This window comes from Variovorax paradoxus (assembly GCF_030815855.1).
GTDB lineage: Bacteria > Pseudomonadota > Gammaproteobacteria > Burkholderiales > Burkholderiaceae_C > Variovorax > Variovorax paradoxus_M.
In genome coordinates, this window is sequence record NZ_JAUSXG010000001.1 from 3,216,196 (window position 1) to 3,231,110 (window position 14,915).

The following is a 14,915-nucleotide window of genomic DNA, read 5'->3' on the forward strand; positions in this document are numbered from 1 at the left end:
AAGCCGTGCCCCGAGGAGACAACACGCCGTGCCGTTCAACTTTTCCGTATTGCGCCAGCGCCGAGCCGCACTGATGGCACTGGCTTGCGCACTCCCGCTCGGCGCCTGCGCGCCTTTCGCTTCGGGGCGTGCCGCGGCGCGCCGGCGCGTCCTGCTGACCGATGGCGATGTACGCATCGACGTGATCGTCGACGGCGAAGGGCCCACGGTCGTGCTGCTGCCCTCTTCCCAGCGCGACTCCGAAGACTTCGACGACCTGGCGGCACGCCTGGCCGCAGCCGGCTTCAAGGTGCTGCGGCCGCAGCCGCGCGGCATGGGTGCATCGAGCGGACCGATGAGCCACCTGAGCCTGCACGCGCTCGCCGCCGACGTCGCGGCCACGGTCCGGCAGCTGGGCGGCGGCCGTGCCGTGCTGGTTGGCCACGCCTACGGCCACTTCGTGGCGCGCGTCACGGACCTCGACCATCCCGGCCTCGTGCGCGGCGTGGTCGTCGCGGGCGGCGCCGCGCGCACCTTCCCGCCCGGCATGGCGCAGGCGCTCGCCGTCGCCAGCGACCCGGCGCAGCCCCGCGATGCGCGGCTGGGGGGACTGCGCACAGCCTTCTTCGCGCCCGGCAACGATCCCACCCCCTGGCTCGAAGGCTGGCATCCGGAACTGCGCGAGACCTATCGGCGCGCCGGCAGCATTCCGCCCAAGGAAGCCTGGTGGCCCGTGAGCCACTCGCCCATTCTCGACCTGCAAGGCGCCGAAGACCCCTGGCGCCCGCCCGCCACGCGCAACGAACTCAAGGATGTGCTGGGCGACAAGGTGACGGTGCAGGTCGTGCCGCGCGCCAGCCATGCGCTCATTCCCGAACAGCCGGAGACTGTGGCGCGCGCCATCGCCGGCTGGATTTCCACCCTTCCCCGCTGACATTCCCAAGCCCCATGCCACGCATCTCCCTGCCCCCGCCGGAAACCATGAATGCCGCCCAGCGCGCGGTCCACGACAAGATCGTGTCGGGCCCGCGCGGCAAGGTGCAGGGACCGCTGCGCGCCGCACTGCACAACCCCGAACTGGCCGACAAGTGGCAGGCGCTCGGTGCGCTGTTGCGCTACGGCACCACCTTGCCGCCGCGCCTGTCGGAGCTTGCCATTCTGGTGACCGGCCGCGCCTGCTGCTCGCCCTTCGAGTGGTACGCGCACCGCCTCGAAGCCGAAAAGGCGGGCATCGAGCAGCCGGTCATCGAAGCCATCCTGGCCGAAGCGGACCCGCCCGGCCTTTGCGCGGACGACGCAGCGGTGTACCGCTACGCAGTCGAGCTCAACCGCCCACAACTCGGTCTCCGATGCAACCTACGCCGCCGCGCTCGCGCGCTTCGGCGAACGGACCGTCGTGGAACTGACGGCGCTGATCGGCTACTACACGATGGTGGCGATGACGCTCAACGCCCACGAGATACCGCTGCCCGAAGGCGTGGCACCCGCCTTTGCACTGCCGCAGCAGTCGGAGCTCCGATGAGCACCGCAGCCGCAGCGGCGGGTTGGGACTGCCACGCCCACTTGTTCGGCCCCTACGAACGCTTTGCGCTCGCGCCCGATCGCAGCTACACGCCGCCGGAGGCACTCGAGGCGCACTACCTGGACCTGCTTGCCAGGCTCGGCCTCGCGCACGGCGTGCTGGTGCACCCGAGCGCCTACGGCGACGACCCCGCACTGCTGCTGCACACGCTCGCACGGCAGCCCGCATTGCGCGGGGTGGTCGTGGTGCGGCCGGGCGGCGCGCTGGCGCTGCGCGGCCTGCGCGAGCGGGGGGTGCGAGGCGCCCGCTTCAGCCATCGCAGCGGTGCCGACGCCAATTTCGCGGGCAGTGCATCGTTCGACGATTTGCGCGAACTTGCGCCCGCGCTCGCCGAAGCGGGCCTGCATGCCGAGCTGTGGACGGACTGCGATGCGCTGGGCAGCATCGCCGATGCGCTGATGGCGCTGCCGGTGCCGGTCGTGATCGACCACATGGGAGGCTTCGGTGTGGATGCGGGCATCGATGCGCCGGGTTTTCGCACGCTGCTCAAGCTGCTGGCGTCCGGCAAGGTGTGGGTCAAGCTCTGCGCCTACCGCAACCTGCTGAACACGCCCGACTGGCAGGCGGGTCGTCCGTTCCAGCAAAAGATGGTCGAAGTCAATCCCGGCCGCCTGCTGTGGGGAAGCGACTGGCCGCACCTGCGTGTGGCGCCGGCGCCCGACGCCGTGCGGCTGCTCGCAATGTTCAAGGACTGGGCAGGCAGCGAAGCCGTGGTGCGGCAAGTGCTCGAGACCAATCCCGAACACCTCTACCGATGAGGCGCGGGGGCCCTCAGCCGTCGACCGGTTCGGAGAACTGGAACGAGGGCCGTTCGCGCAAGACCTCGAACCAGCCGGCGAGCCGGGGCGCGAGCTCACGCCACCCGAGCATTCCGAAGCGATAGTCGAAGTACCCGAGCGCGCAGCCGAGCGCCACGTGGCCGATGGAGAACGGCGCATTGCCCAGTGCCTCGGCCTCGCCGTCGAGCTGCTTGAGCGACGCGCGCATCTTGAGGTCGAAAGCGTCGATCAGCACCTGAAGCGGCTGCTCGCGCTCTCGCTCGTTGCGCCAGAGAATGAGTGCGTCGAGCATTCCATCGCCCAGTGCATGCCAGCGCAGCGCCCGCCAGCGGGCGCCGCCGCTCGCCGGAAAAAGCCCGCCGTTGCCGAGATCGTTCAGGTACTCGCAGATCACGGCGGAATCGAACAGCGTGCGCCCGTCGGCGAGCACCAGCGTCGGTATTTTCGAAAGCGGGTTGTCGGCCATGAGGGCCGGGTTCGGCTTCAGCATGGCGGCCACCGAGCGCACGAACTCCAGGCGCGGCAGCAGGCCCAGCTCGTGCGCGCAAACCACCACCTTGCGCACATAGGGCGACTTGGGCGACCAATGCAGCTTCATCGTCGGCTCGTCCATCAGATGGCTCCCGCGCTGCGCAGCGCCTCGATGGCGGCGGCGTCGTAGCCGAGTTCGGCGAGGATGTCTTCGCTGTGCTGGCCCAAGAGCGGCGGTGCGCTCCGGGCCTGCAAGCCGGCCTCGGCAAATCGCATCGGGCTGGCCACCTGCGGCACGTCGACGCCATGCGGATGCGGCACGTGGCGCAGCATTCCGCGCGCCTTGACCTGCGGATCTTCGAACACCTCGGCCAACGAGTTGATGGCGCCGCATGGCACGCCGGCCTTGTCGAGCGCGGCCACAAGCGCCGCGCGGGTCCATCCGGCGAACGCATTGCGCAGCAGGGCCGACAGCTCGCCGAGGTTGCGCACGCGCTGCGCGTTGGTGGCAAAGCGTTGGTCGGCCGCCCATTCGGCGCGGCCGAACACGCCGCACAGCCGGGCGAACTGGCTGTCGTTGCCGACCACCAGAATCACATCGCCGTCGGCACAGGCATACACGTCTTGCGGCTGGATGTTGGGATGGGCATTGCCGCTGCGTTGCGGCACCTTGCCCGAGACCAGATAGTTCATGGCCTGATTGGACAACGCGGCCACCTGCACGTCGAGCATGGCGATGTCGATGCTGTCGCCCGTGCCGGTCTCGTTGCGGCGCGCCAGTGCCGCGAGCACGGCCACTGCGGTATACATGCCCGTCATCAGGTCGACGATGGGAACGCCGACCTTCTGCGGGCCGCCGCCGGGCCGGCCGTCCTTCTCGCCGGTCACGCTCATCAGCCCGCCCATGGCCTGGATCAGGAAATCGTAGGCGGGCTGGTCGCGGCGCGGCCCGGTCTGGCCGAACCCCGTCACCGAGCAATAGACGAGGCGTGGATTGACCTTGCGCAGCGAGGCCTCGTCCAGGCCGTAGCGCGCCAACGTGCCGGCCTTGTAGTTCTCCAGCACGATGTCCGCCCGCGCGGCGAGTGCCTTCACGATCTTCTGCCCTTCGGGCTTCTCGAGGCTCACGGTGATCGAGCGCTTGCCGCGGTTCACGGCAAGGTAATACCCCGCCTCTCGCGTGTCCCTGCCCTGGGCATCCTTCAGGAAGGGCGGCCCCCACGAGCGCGTGTCGTCGCCGGCGCCGGGCCGCTCGACCTTGATGACCTCGGCGCCAAGATCGGCGAGTATCTGGCCGGCCCATGGCGCAGCGAGGATTCGGCTGAGATCGAGCACCCGCACATGCGACAGCGGGCCGTTGGCAATGGTCATTCAATGGTCTCCTTGGATGGAGATCGATTCTGGGCAGCCCTCCCGCCCCGGGCTACCGGCCGGGCGGCAACCCTGTGATGTGCCGGGCGGCATAGCTGCGTGCAGCGCCTTCGGCCTGCCGCATAGCAGCTATGCGCCGCAGGTTGCTGCCGTGCGGCTTCCCGCTGCCTAGAGTTCGCTCATAACCGGAGACAACTGCATGAACAGATTCTTGAGATGCGCGGCCGCAGTGGCATTGGCATCGAGCGCCGTCGCAGGCTGGGCGCAGGCCTGGCCGTCCAAGCCCATCCGCATGATCGTGCCCTTTCCCGCGGGCGGGCCGGTCGACCAGACGGCGCGCGCGCTGGGCACCAGGGTCGGCGCCGCACTGAAGCAGCCGCTGCTCATCGACAACAAGGGCGGCGCCGCAGGCGTGCTCGGCGCCGATGCGGTGGCCAAGGCGCCCGCGGACGGCTACACCCTGCTCTTCTCGTCGGCCGGCGCGCTGTCGATCGTGCCGAACATCGCGCCCTCGATGCCCTACAACCCGCAAAAGGATCTGCAGGCCGTGACACTGGCCGTCAAGGTACCGACGGTGCTGGTCGTCTCGGCCGACTCGAAATTCAAGACGCTGGCCGACCTGCTCGATGCGGCGCGCGCGAATCCCGACAAGCTCAACTACGCCTCGGCCGGCAGCGGGACCACCACGCACCTGGAGGTCGAGCTGCTCAAGCGCGAGGCCAAGGTCCAGATGAACCACATTCCATACCGCGGCGCCGCTCCGGCGCTCACCGACCTGATGGGCGGACAGGTCGACCTGATGATGGCCGACGTGCCCGTGGTTCTGCCCTTCATCAAGGCCGGCAAGATGCGCGCATTGGCAGTGACCGGCATCCGCCGCATTCCGGTGCTCAAGGAAGTGCAGACCACGGCCGAACTCGGCCTGCCCAAGGTCGAGGTCTACAACTGGTACGGCATGCTGACTCCCGCGCGCACCCCGCCCGAGATCGTCGATCGCCTCTACCGCGAGGTGAACACCGCATTGCGCACGCCGGAGCTCAAGGAGAGCTTCGCGCAACAGGGCATCGAAGTGGTGGGCAGCCGGCCCGAAGAGTTCGGCCCCTACATCTTTGCGGAAACCGCACGCTGGGGCGCCCTGGCCCGCGCCGTGGGCGCCAAGCTGGACTGAGCGCCCCCTTCGCTTCCTGCGCTCAGCGCGCGGCGGCAGGCTGCGCGCGCTTGGCCAGCTCGAGCTTGGCGATGGCGTTGCGGTGCACCTCGTCGGGCCCGTCGACGATGCGCACCGTGCGCTGGTGCGCATAGGCTTCGGCGAGCCAGAAGTCCTGGCTGACGCCGGCGGCACCGTGCGCCTGGATCGCCCAGTCGACCACCTTGCACGACATGTTGGGTGCGACCACCTTGATCATCGCGATCTCGGCACGCGCTTCCTTGTTGCCCACGGTGTCCATCTTGTAGGCCGCATTGAGCGTCAGCAGGCGGGCCTGGTCGATCAGGCAGCGCGACTCGGCGATGCGCTCGTGCCAGATCGACTGCTCCGCCAGCGGGCGGCCGAAGGCGACTCGGCTGCGCAACCGGTCGCACATCAACTCGAGCGCGCGCTCGGCGGCGCCGATGGAGCGCATGCAATGGTGAATGCGCCCCGGGCCGAGCCGCCCTTGCGCAATCTCGAAACCGCGCCCTTCACCCAGCAGGATGTTCGCCGCGGGAACGCGCACGTCTTCCAGCAGCACTTCCATGTGGCCGTGCGGTGCGTCGTCGTAGCCGAACACCGAGAGATGGCGCAGCACCGTGATGCCCTTGGAGTCGCGCGGCACCAGCACCATCGACTGCTGCGCGTGGCGCGGCGCGTCGGGGTCGGTCTTGCCCATCACGATGAAGATCTTGCAGCGCGGGCTGCCCGCGCCGGAAGAGAACCACTTGCGGCCGTTGATCACGTACTCGTCGCCTTCGCGGCGGATGGTGCACTGGATGTTGGTGGCATCCGACGAGGCCACGGCCGGCTCGGTCATGAGAAAGCCCGAGCGGATTTCGCCGGCGAGCAGCGGCGCCAGCCACTCGTCCTTGTGCGCCTCGGTGCCGTAGCGCTCGATGGTTTCCATGTTGCCCGTATCGGGCGCCGAGCAGTTGAACACCTCGCCGGACCAGGAGACGCGGCCCATCACCTCGCACAGCGGCGCATAGTCGAGATTGGAGATGGCGGGGACGTCGCGGTGCGCATGCGGCAGGAACATGTTCCAGAGACCGGCCGCGCGCGCAATCGGCTTCAGTTCCTCGATCAGCGGCGACACCTGCCAGGCGTTGCCCTGGCGCCGGAAGGCATCCATCTCGTGGTGGTAGCGCGCCTCGTTGGGATAGATGTGCTGGTCGAAGAACTGCTGAAGTCGATCGAGCAGCGCGCGGGTCTTGGCGGAGGGTTCGGCAAACATGAGGTTCCTTGTGTGGGTTTGGAGAATTCAAACACCACCGATGCTTGCGAGCCGTCCCGAAAGTGACGCGAGAGCGGCACGCGGGCGTGCGCAGCACGCGTCGCAGCTCAGCGTCCGGTGAACACCGGCTTCCTCTTTTCGGCGAAGGCGCGCTGGGCTTCTTTCGCGTCGTCGGTCTTCGCGATCTGCGCCGTCATGTCCTGCTCGTAACGATAGCCGTCGCGCAGGCTCATGTCCTCGATCACGTTGAGCGTGTGCTTGCCCATGCGGGTGGACACCGGGCTCTTGGATGCAATGGCCGTGGCGATATCGAGTGCGGCGGGCATCAGTTCATCGGGGGCCACGCAAGCTTCGACGATTCCAAGCCGGTAGAGTTCGGCGCCGGTGACGCGCATGCCCGTGAGCATCATGCGGCGCAGGCGCGAGTGGCTGAAAAGCCGCATTGCATGGCGGCCTCCGCCGAGCAGGCCCACGTCGACTTCGGGCAGCCCGAGCGTGGCCTTTTCGGAAGCGATCAGGATGTCGCTCGACGCGGCCATGGCAAGGCCCGAACCGAGCGCGGCGCCGTTGATGGCGCAGATCACGGGCTTGGCGCATTCGCGAATGGCATGAAAGCACTCGCGCGTGCGGCGCGAATGCGCCGGGAGATCGCCCGGTCCCTTGATGACCGAGGCGCGCCCCTTCAGGTCGGCGCCGGCGCAGAACACCTTGCCTGCGCCCGTCAATACGACGACACGCACGTCGTCCAATTCCGAGATGCGATCGAGCGCGAGCGTGAGCTCGTCATTGAGCACGCGCGTGAGTGCGTTCACCGGCGGGCTGTTGAGCGTGAGCGTTGCGACGTGGTCGTGCAGTTGGTAGTCGAGCTGGGTCAGGTCGTTCATCGTTGCTTGTCTCCGGGGCCTGCCTCGTGCATCGTGCCGAGGGGCCGTCCGGCCAGTCTATCGACGGATGCACGCGGGGAGGCTCCGCGGCGTGCAGACCTGATATGGCCTTCGATGCATACCGGCGCCCGTACGAGCGGGGCGCTCGCCTGGCCCGGCTACCGATCGTCCGGTGCAAGCTGCGGAATCGACGGCAGGAGGCTACTTGCCGGTCGCGACATGCCGCTTGTCCAGCGAGCTGGATGCGTTCATGCCGGCGTCTTCATCGACGCCGATGCCCAGGCGGTCCACCAATTCGCCACCCAGCCAGGCCGTGACCATCGCGAGGCCGGCGCCCGCGAAGGACCAGATCATCTGGGCCAAGCCCGGGGCATAGTCCTCCCTGTCGCGCAATAGAAAGCTCAGGACGAACAGGAGCAGGACGACGACGTTGCCGGCGCCGTGCATCGCGCCGATGCGCTTCGCCCGGGTCCCTGCCGGAATGCCCAGCCAATCGATGGTGCCGAAAGGCGCGGCAAGCAGGCCGCCCACGAGCCCTGCCGCGATCATCCAGTAAGAGACGGCGGCCATGACCTGGCTGCTGCTGATCAGGTAAATGATGTCGAACACCACCGCCGTGGCGAGCAGTCCCAGCGGAAACACCACCAGCATCTGGTGCACCGGGTGGCCGAGAAAACGGGCTCTTGCGTGCATGGGATCACCTCCGTTGACTGAGACCGCCATCTGAGCCACAACGGCGGCACCCCCGCGCGGGCCGCCGCCGCCAGTCAGGGTCGGCACTGTCCTACCCTCGCACGGCAGCGCGCACTACGCCGTCAAGCGAGCAGATAGCTCGCCACCCACACCTCCAAAGGGAAATTTCAACTTCCTTTTATCGGCGATGGATGACGCCTCGCGCGCCCCGATGCATCAGGCTTCGCGGCATGGACAAGTTCTTTGCATCTTTCGCCAATGCCACGGCGCACGCGGCCGGCAGTCCACTCGCCTTTCTGATCTGCATCGCGCTGGTCATCGCGTGGGCGGTTTCGGGCCCGTTCTTCCATTTTTCGGAAAACTGGCAGCTGACCATCAACACGGGCACCACCATCATCACGTTCCTGATGGTGTTCCTGATCCAGAACACGCAAAACCGCGACGGGGCGGCGCTTCAGACCAAGCTCGACGAGTTGATCCGTTCGTCGAGCGCCGGTGACGAGTTCATCGGCATCGAGAAGTTGACGGACAAGGAACTGGCCGAACTGCACGAGAAATGCGAACGGGCAGCCAAAGTGAGCCACGCGGCGCTCGACAAGACGCGCAACGAACGCGTGCGGCGCGCGCACAAGGGCGTAGTCAACGAAGCAACCAGAGCGGAAAGCAAAACATGAAGAAATCGATTTGGAAACTGTACGGCTATGGGTGGGTCACCCTCGGCTTCTTCCTCGTTTCGTTGGTCGGGCATTGGGTCTTTGGCTGGTTCGCCTATGTCGACGAGCAAAAGAACTTCGGCGTTCCGCCGGAGATGTCGGGCTACTTGATCCAGATGTCGAGGGACACCCTGGAGAACTGGCAGTCGGAGTTCCTGCAACTGCTGTGGCAGATCGGGGGCCTGGCTTTCCTTCTCTATGTCGGCTCGCCGCAATCCAAGGAGGGAGACGACCGGATGGAGGCCAAGATCGATGCGATCCTGGCGGCGGTGGACCCGAAGAATGCCGATGTCCTGATCGACGAAATCGACCAGGAATACGCGGGACGGCACACCGATCGGCGCTGGACAAAGCTGGCAGAGAAAGACGCGTCGTAAGTCGCCCGCGTGCAAAAAGGAAAGCCGGGAAGCCTTCATTCATGCTCGAGCAGACAACGACAACGCTCGACTTCGGCACCCGCGGCCGGGGCCTTGTCGAGATCACCGGCGCCGTTGGCCAGTGGGTGGAGCGCTCCGGCCTTCAGACCGGCCTGTTGACGCTCTTCGTCCGGCATACGTCGGCCAGTCTGCTGGTGCAGGAGAACGCGGATCCGGATGTCCAGGCGGACCTCGACCGCTTCTTCGCGCGGCTGGTACCCGACGGCGACTCTCTTTTTAGGCACCGCGACGAAGGACCGGATGACATGCCCGCGCATGTCCGTGCGGCGCTGACCGCGGTTCAGCTGTCGATTCCGGTCACGCAGGGCCGCATGGCGCTAGGCACCTGGCAGGGCATCTATCTCTGGGAGCACCGGCTGAAGCCGCATTCAAGGCAAGTGGTCCTGCACTTGATCGGCTCCTAGCGTCGCTTCAGTGGCTCGCGGCCCTCAGCGCCTCGCTGCGCTGGGCGAAGCGGGCCGCCCATTCTTCGGCCGGCATGAAGCTCGGGTCCGATCGGACCACCCGTTCGGTCTGGGCCCAGATCGCTTCGTCCGTCTCGTCGAGCTCGAGCGGATCGCCGTGTGGCTGGCTGACATACCACGGCGTATCGAGGTAGACCTCGACCGTGTTGTCTTCAGGGTCCATGCAGTAGATGGAGAGCGCGTTGCCGTGGTTCAGGCCCCGCATCTTCGTCGCGCCGAGCGACAGTGCGCGGCGGCGTGCCTCGCGCAGATGATCGATGGTCTCGACCTTGAACGAGAGCTGCATCACGGTGCTGGGCGTATCGGCGCCGCGGCCGCCCGCCAGGACCAGCTGATGATGCTGGTCGTCGCGACCACTCAGGAACACGAGCTCGTACCGGAAGGTGCCGCCGACGCCTCGGTCGGTCTCCTGCATGTCGAACACGCCGGTGTAAAAGCGCTTCATCACCACGAGGTCGCGGCAGAAGATGCCGCAGTGGGACAGGTTGGGAATGTAGGGTGCGTTCACGGCGGCTTTCAGGGTTCGGGGGTTCAGGGAATCAGGACGAGCTTGCCGAGCGAACCGCCGCGGTCGAGCAGTTCATGCGCCTGCCGGGCATCGGCGAGGGGCATGCGGGTGGCGCGCGGGGCGCGCACCTTTCCCGCCGCCATCAGCGCGATCGCCTCCTCCATCAGCCCGCGGCGCTGCGCCACGTCGTTGTCGACGGTGTGGATGGAGAAGGTGCGGATCGCCAGGCTCTTGCCCAGCAGCTTGCGCAGTTCGTCGAACACATCGCTCGATGGCGGGCCGGCGAGGATGTTGTAGGAGACCGCCATGCCGAAGGGCGCGAGCGACCGCAGGCAGGCGATGAAGAGCGGCCCGCCGACGTGGTCGAACGCCAGGTCCGCACCGCGTCCATCGGTCAGCGCCATCACGCGTTCGGGCAGCGCCGCGGCGTCGCTGCCGATCACCTCGCTCACGCCGTTCTCGCGTGCGAAGGCGCGCTTCTCTTCCGAAGAAGCCGTGCCGATCACGCGCAGGCCGCGCGCGCGGGCGACCTGCGCCAGCGCGGTTGCAACGCCCCCGGCGGCTCCGGGTACGAGGACGGTCTGCGCCGGCAGATGGCCGTTGCTCGCGAGCAAGGCGATGGCAAGCTGGAAGTTGCCCAGGCTCACGGCGTCCTCGAAGCCGATGGACGCCGGCAGCACGAAAGGCGCCGCTTCGCTCACGCAGATGTATTCGGCGTAGCAGCCGCCGCGCTGCGGCAGCTCGCGCGCGCTCACGAGCACGCGCTCGCCCACCGGCAGCCGCGCGACACCGGGACCGACCGCATCGACCGTTCCCGCCATTTCGTTGCCGGGAATGGCAGGCAGCGGCGGCATCCATTTGTAGGTGCCGTTGCGGATGAGCACGTCGGGTCCGCCGGCGCCGATGGCCGCCGCCTTGACGCGGACCTGGCCCGGCCCGGGCTCGGGCAGCGGCAGATCGACCAGCCCAAGGACTTCGGGCCCGCCCGTCTCCGACAGTTGCACGGCGCGCATGGTGTGCATCGCCATGCTCAGCGCTGCCCGTCGTTCATCGAGACCTTGTCCTTGGTCAGGCCGCCGAGGCGCGAGTGGATGCGCCCGCCGTCCGCCATCGCCAGCGCGAACAGGATCTCGTCGGGCCGCGGCGCGTCCTGGATGCCGACTTCGACGGTGTTGAAGTGGCTGCGCACGTAGGCGGCATGGATGTAGTGCAGCGGCACCATCAGCCGGTAGCCGGTTGCGGCCACCGCCTTGGCCGCAGGCACGATGGCCTTGGGTTCGCCGAGCACCTGCCGCATGGCCCAACCGCCCGCCTCGTGCCAGACGGCGCCATGCTCGAGCTCGCCGTTGACACCGACGATGGCCGCCTTGCCGTAGGCCTCGACCGTGTCCTTGCCCAGCGCGGCGGCGAGTTCTTCCGCCAGCGAGGTGCCGAGGCTCCGCAGTTCCGCCATGAACGGCATCAGGTCGGGCTCGTGGCGGCCGGCGTAGGGATTGCGGATGACCGCACACGCGGCGGCAATGCGCAGCGGCTTCCCGGACGGCGGGCCGCCCTCGTGGAAGACGGTTTCGATGGTCAGGCTTCGTTTGCGCAGCGCGATCAGTGACATGGCTCGGTTCTTTCGTTCATTCATTCATTCATTGCCTGGGAATCTTGGCATCGGCGACCACCTGGGTCCACCTCTCGAGTTCCCGGGTGACCATCGTCTTCATTTCTTCGGGCGTGCTGCCGCGCGCTTCGCCGCCCATGTCTTCCAGCCGCTGGCGCACGGCCGGCGATTGCAGCGCGCGCAGCGTCTCGGCATTGAGCCGCTCGACGATGGCGCGCGGCGTACCCGCCGGCGCCAGGATGCCGGCCCAGGACCTCACGTCGTAGCCCGCCACGCCCTGCTCCGCAACCGCAGGCACTTTGGGCAGGCCCGGCCAGTGCTGAGGGCCGGTCGTCGCAATGGCGCGCAGCTTGCCGGCCTGGATGTTCGACATCACGGCCGTCGGCGGCGCAATGATGAAGGGCACCTCGCCCCCGAGCAGCGCGGTGACGGCGGCGGCATCGCCCCGGTAGGGGACGTGCATCAGCGAGACGCCCGCCATCTTCGCGAGCAGTTCACCGGCCAGATGGTGCGTCGACCCGATGCCCGCGGTGCCGTAGGCAACAGTGCCCGGCGCGGTCTTGGCTGACGCGATGATTTCGGCCAGCCCCTGCACCTTCGAACTGGCGTTGACCACGATCAGGAACGGAAAGTAGGTGATGGTCGAAACCGCCTCGAAGTCGCCCACCGTCTTGTACGGCAGCGTGTTGTACAGCGCACCCGCCACCGCATGCCCGCCGGTGGCCAGCAGCAGCGTATAGCCGTCGGGCTTGGCGCGCGCCACGGTGGCGGCGGCAATGGTTCCTCCCGCGCCGGCCTGCGCTTCGACCACCAGCGGCTGGCCGAGCGCCTTGCCCATCTCGGCGCCGATGGCGCGGGCAATCGCGTCGGCATTGCCGCCCGGCGCGAAGCCTTGGTAGAGCTTCACCGCGCGCTCCGGGTAGCCTTGCGCAAAGGCCCGAAACGCGGGCCACGCGGCCGCCGTCATCGCGCAGGCGGAGAGAAGTGTTCTTCGTTTCAAGTTTGTCTCCTGAGGCGGCGTCCTTCGCGGGACGTCTCGCACGATGCTCGGTCGAAGAGGCTTTCTTTATTTCAGTCCTGTGCAACCACGTGGTTGCGCAGCAGGCCCACGGCTTCGATCTCGACTTCGACCACGTCGCCCGGCTTCATGAACCGCGGCGGCTTCTTGCTCCAGCCCACGCCGGCCGGCGTGCCGGTGATGATCAGGTCGCCGGGCACGAGCGTGAAGATGGTCGACGCATAGGCGATGAGGCGCGGGATCGGGAAGATCATGTGGCCCGTGTGGCTGGACTGCACCACTTCGCCGTTGAGGCGCGTCTCGAGCTTGAGTTCGCGGCCCGGTGCGATCTCGTCGGCCGTGACCATCCACGGGCCGAAGCCGCCGGTGGATTCGAAGTTCTTTCCCGAGGCGATCTGCTTGGCATGGAACTGCCACTCGCGCACGCTGCCGTCGTTGTAGCAGCTGTAGCCGGCCACGTGCGCCCATGCATCGGCCTCCTGGATGTCGCGGCCGGCCTTGCCGATGATCACGGCCAGTTCGCCCTCCCAGTCGAGCGACTCGGACACGCGCGGGCGGACGATGGGGCCTTCGTGCGGCGTCTGCGAGCGCCACACGCGCAGGAAGATCGGCGGCTCCTCGGAGAGTTCGCGGTGCATGCCCGCGGCCAGCACCTCCTGGTGATGGTCCATGTAGTTGCGCACGGCGCAGACGATCTTCTCGGACTTCGGAATCACAGGCAGGTAGCGGACGTCGGAGAGCGGCACATCGGCGGCGAGGCCCGCGACCAATGCGTCGCGCCGCGCGAAGTCGGCGCTGGCGATGAAGTCGGCCAAGGTGGCGTGGCCGGTGCGTGCGGCCAGTTCGACCACGCCGCCGTCGACGACGGCGCCCCAGGTTTCGCGGCCGGCGAGTGAGTAGGACATCAATTTCATGCGTTGCTTCTTTCGGATGGGACGTTGCACACCGGATCGACCTCGACCCGCTCGATGCACAGATTAATGCATGAACATATTTTTGTGCATAAAACTGATGTCATGCATAGTGGTTTTTACCGAGCATGAAGACGGCCATGAACGCGAGCGCCCACGCCTGCGGCTGCGCGAGGGGCGCAGAGTCAAGGGTGGGATCGCTTGGTGAGTGGAGCCCGGTGCGCAGCACCGGTCCATCGAACGCCGCGAGCGGGCGTGCGCATCTCTCGTCTTGCGTACAGACGCCTGTACGCGGCGGTTTCAGTTCGGCTAGGCTTTAGCTTCGGCCAGCGCGGCCGGCCAGCGTGCCGAGCACCGCCGTGACATTGCGTTGGGTGCTGAGAATGTGTTCTTCCAGCAGCGCGCAGGCCGTCTTCGCATCGCGCCGCAAGGTGGCATCCATGATCTTGCGGTGCTCGGCCGATTTGCGCCGGGCCGTCTTGCGAAAGCGGGCCGAATAGCGGCGGTAGCGCTCCGCCTGGTCGAACAGGCTCGCGCTCCACGAGCGCATGCGCTCCGACGGGCAGGCCGCAATCAGCGCGGCATGGAACGCCGTATGGACCTGGGTCCAGTTGTCGTCGAGCACGACCGGTCCGTCGCTGAGCCGGCCTTCGACTTTCTCCAGGCGGTGGAAGGCGCCGACCACGAGGGCTTCCCACGCGTCGTCGCCGTTCGCAATCGATTCCCGCAGCGCGGGGATGTCGAGCATGAGGCGCATCCGGCTGATGTCCGCCAGGTCCTCCGCCGAGATGTCCGCAACCCTGAAGCCCCGGCGCTCGTCGGCGCGGATCAGCCCCTCCTGCGCGAGCCGGCTGAGCGCTTCGCGCAACGGGCTGCTGGAAAAGCCGTAGGCGGTTTGAAGCTCGTCCAGCTTGAGCTTGGCCCCTGCCCCGTAGGTGCCCGACAGCACGTCCTGGCGCAACCGAAGGAAGGCCTGGTCGACCAGCGGAAGCGCCCGCGCGGCAGGCACGTCATTTTTGTACATGGTTTCAATTTTATGCATAAACTCGCGCCTCATGAAACAGGAGTCG

Annotated in this window: 17 protein-coding genes; 6 read left to right on the plus strand and 11 right to left on the minus strand. The window is 67.4% G+C overall.

Annotation, left to right across the window (positions count from 1 at the left end; genetic code table 11):
* Window positions 1-28 precede the first annotated feature (28 nt).
* Together QFZ42_RS15160 and QFZ42_RS15165 are read left to right on the plus strand one after the other, a co-directional pair.
* A complete protein-coding gene (locus QFZ42_RS15160; RefSeq protein ID WP_307701746.1) occupies window positions 29-913 on the plus strand; it encodes an alpha/beta fold hydrolase in 885 nt (294 codons plus the stop codon).
* Between the two features lie 14 nt (window positions 914-927).
* Entirely contained in the window at window positions 928-2,319 is a 1,392-nt protein-coding gene (locus QFZ42_RS15165) for an amidohydrolase family protein (protein ID WP_307701747.1), read from the plus strand.
* Window positions 2,320-2,332: 13 nt separating this feature from the next.
* On the opposite strand, the gene QFZ42_RS15170 is transcribed toward QFZ42_RS15165, so the two are convergent.
* Entirely contained in the window at window positions 2,333-2,953 is a 621-nt protein-coding gene (locus QFZ42_RS15170; RefSeq protein WP_307701748.1) for a glutathione S-transferase family protein, read from the minus strand.
* Entirely contained in the window at window positions 2,953-4,182 is a 1,230-nt protein-coding gene (locus tag QFZ42_RS15175) for a CaiB/BaiF CoA transferase family protein (protein WP_307701749.1), read from the minus strand. Before QFZ42_RS15175 ends, QFZ42_RS15170 begins: the two co-directional genes overlap by 1 nt.
* Window positions 4,183-4,381: 199 nt before the next feature.
* Between QFZ42_RS15175 and QFZ42_RS15180 the strand changes: the two genes are divergently transcribed.
* On the plus strand, window positions 4,382-5,350 hold the full coding sequence (locus QFZ42_RS15180; protein ID WP_307701750.1) for a Bug family tripartite tricarboxylate transporter substrate binding protein: 969 nt from the start codon (window positions 4,382-4,384) through the stop codon (window positions 5,348-5,350).
* 22 nt (window positions 5,351-5,372) lie between these two features.
* Here the strand turns inward: QFZ42_RS15180 and QFZ42_RS15185 are convergent, their stop codons facing one another.
* From QFZ42_RS15185 to QFZ42_RS15195, 3 genes are all read right to left on the minus strand, one after another.
* Window positions 5,373-6,608, minus strand: coding sequence for an acyl-CoA dehydrogenase family protein (locus tag QFZ42_RS15185; protein WP_307701751.1), 1,236 nt, complete (start codon window positions 6,606-6,608; stop codon window positions 5,373-5,375).
* 107 nt (window positions 6,609-6,715) lie between these two features.
* Entirely contained in the window at window positions 6,716-7,492 is a 777-nt protein-coding gene (locus QFZ42_RS15190; protein WP_307701752.1) for an enoyl-CoA hydratase/isomerase family protein, read from the minus strand.
* Window positions 7,493-7,693: 201 nt separating this feature from the next.
* Window positions 7,694-8,185 carry a DUF2231 domain-containing protein gene (locus tag QFZ42_RS15195; RefSeq protein WP_307701753.1) on the minus strand — a complete coding sequence of 164 codons (492 nt, stop codon included), beginning with the start codon at window positions 8,183-8,185 and terminating at the stop codon, window positions 7,694-7,696.
* A 230-nt stretch (window positions 8,186-8,415) separates the two neighbouring features.
* Here QFZ42_RS15195 and QFZ42_RS15200 point away from each other — a divergent pair, with 230 nt between their 5' ends.
* Genes QFZ42_RS15200 through QFZ42_RS15210 form a run of 3 tightly spaced genes read left to right on the plus strand, consistent with a single transcriptional unit; the run spans window position 8,416 to window position 9,739 of the window.
* A complete protein-coding gene (locus QFZ42_RS15200; protein ID WP_307701754.1) occupies window positions 8,416-8,859 on the plus strand; it encodes a low affinity iron permease family protein in 444 nt (147 codons plus the stop codon).
* Window positions 8,856-9,275: a DUF6766 family protein gene (locus QFZ42_RS15205; RefSeq protein WP_307701755.1), complete on the plus strand. Its 420-nt coding sequence runs from the start codon at window positions 8,856-8,858 to the stop codon at window positions 9,273-9,275. Before QFZ42_RS15200 ends, QFZ42_RS15205 begins: the two co-directional genes overlap by 4 nt.
* A gap of 41 nt (window positions 9,276-9,316) precedes the next feature.
* Complete coding sequence (locus QFZ42_RS15210) at window positions 9,317-9,739, plus strand: secondary thiamine-phosphate synthase enzyme YjbQ (protein ID WP_307701756.1); 423 nt, start codon at window positions 9,317-9,319, stop codon at window positions 9,737-9,739.
* 7 nt (window positions 9,740-9,746) lie between these two features.
* Here the strand turns inward: QFZ42_RS15210 and QFZ42_RS15215 are convergent, their stop codons facing one another.
* From QFZ42_RS15215 to QFZ42_RS15240, 6 genes are all read right to left on the minus strand, one after another.
* Window positions 9,747-10,307 carry a VOC family protein gene (locus tag QFZ42_RS15215; protein ID WP_307701757.1) on the minus strand — a complete coding sequence of 187 codons (561 nt, stop codon included), beginning with the start codon at window positions 10,305-10,307 and terminating at the stop codon, window positions 9,747-9,749.
* Window positions 10,308-10,330: 23 nt separating this feature from the next.
* Window positions 10,331-11,335, minus strand: coding sequence for a zinc-dependent alcohol dehydrogenase family protein (locus QFZ42_RS15220; protein WP_307701758.1), 1,005 nt, complete (start codon window positions 11,333-11,335; stop codon window positions 10,331-10,333).
* Between the two features lie 2 nt (window positions 11,336-11,337).
* Window positions 11,338-11,916, minus strand: a complete 579-nt coding sequence (locus QFZ42_RS15225; protein WP_307701759.1) for an amino acid synthesis family protein — start codon at window positions 11,914-11,916, stop codon at window positions 11,338-11,340.
* 28 nt (window positions 11,917-11,944) lie between these two features.
* A complete protein-coding gene (locus QFZ42_RS15230; RefSeq protein ID WP_373423393.1) occupies window positions 11,945-12,883 on the minus strand; it encodes a tripartite tricarboxylate transporter substrate binding protein in 939 nt (312 codons plus the stop codon).
* Window positions 12,884-12,987: 104 nt separating this feature from the next.
* A complete protein-coding gene (locus QFZ42_RS15235; RefSeq protein WP_307701761.1) occupies window positions 12,988-13,848 on the minus strand; it encodes a fumarylacetoacetate hydrolase family protein in 861 nt (286 codons plus the stop codon).
* Window positions 13,849-14,161: 313 nt separating this feature from the next.
* Window positions 14,162-14,887: a GntR family transcriptional regulator gene (locus tag QFZ42_RS15240; RefSeq protein WP_307701762.1), complete on the minus strand. Its 726-nt coding sequence runs from the start codon at window positions 14,885-14,887 to the stop codon at window positions 14,162-14,164.
* Window positions 14,888-14,915 lie beyond the last annotated feature (28 nt).

Excerpts from the sequence above, each read along its gene's own strand:
- QFZ42_RS15210 (WP_307701756.1), top strand. The coding sequence starts at position 9,317 with ATGCTCGAGCAGACAACGACAACGCTCGACTTCGGCACCCGCGGCCGG.
- QFZ42_RS15225 (WP_307701759.1), bottom strand. The coding sequence starts at position 11,916 with ATGTCACTGATCGCGCTGCGCAAACGAAGCCTGACCATCGAAACCGTC.
- QFZ42_RS15190 (WP_307701752.1), bottom strand. The coding sequence starts at position 7,492 with ATGAACGACCTGACCCAGCTCGACTACCAACTGCACGACCACGTCGCA.
- QFZ42_RS15200 (WP_307701754.1), top strand. The coding sequence starts at position 8,416 with ATGGACAAGTTCTTTGCATCTTTCGCCAATGCCACGGCGCACGCGGCC.
- QFZ42_RS15165 (WP_307701747.1), top strand. The coding sequence starts at position 928 with ATGCCACGCATCTCCCTGCCCCCGCCGGAAACCATGAATGCCGCCCAG.
- QFZ42_RS15195 (WP_307701753.1), bottom strand. The coding sequence starts at position 8,185 with ATGCACGCAAGAGCCCGTTTTCTCGGCCACCCGGTGCACCAGATGCTG.
- QFZ42_RS15240 (WP_307701762.1), bottom strand. The coding sequence starts at position 14,887 with ATGCATAAAATTGAAACCATGTACAAAAATGACGTGCCTGCCGCGCGG.
- QFZ42_RS15185 (WP_307701751.1), bottom strand. The coding sequence starts at position 6,608 with ATGTTTGCCGAACCCTCCGCCAAGACCCGCGCGCTGCTCGATCGACTT.
- QFZ42_RS15235 (WP_307701761.1), bottom strand. The coding sequence starts at position 13,848 with ATGAAATTGATGTCCTACTCACTCGCCGGCCGCGAAACCTGGGGCGCC.
- QFZ42_RS15220 (WP_307701758.1), bottom strand. The coding sequence starts at position 11,335 with ATGGCGATGCACACCATGCGCGCCGTGCAACTGTCGGAGACGGGCGGG.
- QFZ42_RS15170 (WP_307701748.1), bottom strand. The coding sequence starts at position 2,953 with ATGGACGAGCCGACGATGAAGCTGCATTGGTCGCCCAAGTCGCCCTAT.
- QFZ42_RS15230 (WP_373423393.1), bottom strand. The coding sequence starts at position 12,883 with ATGACGGCGGCCGCGTGGCCCGCGTTTCGGGCCTTTGCGCAAGGCTAC.
- QFZ42_RS15205 (WP_307701755.1), top strand. The coding sequence starts at position 8,856 with ATGAAGAAATCGATTTGGAAACTGTACGGCTATGGGTGGGTCACCCTC.
- QFZ42_RS15175 (WP_307701749.1), bottom strand. The coding sequence starts at position 4,182 with ATGACCATTGCCAACGGCCCGCTGTCGCATGTGCGGGTGCTCGATCTC.
- QFZ42_RS15180 (WP_307701750.1), top strand. The coding sequence starts at position 4,382 with ATGAACAGATTCTTGAGATGCGCGGCCGCAGTGGCATTGGCATCGAGC.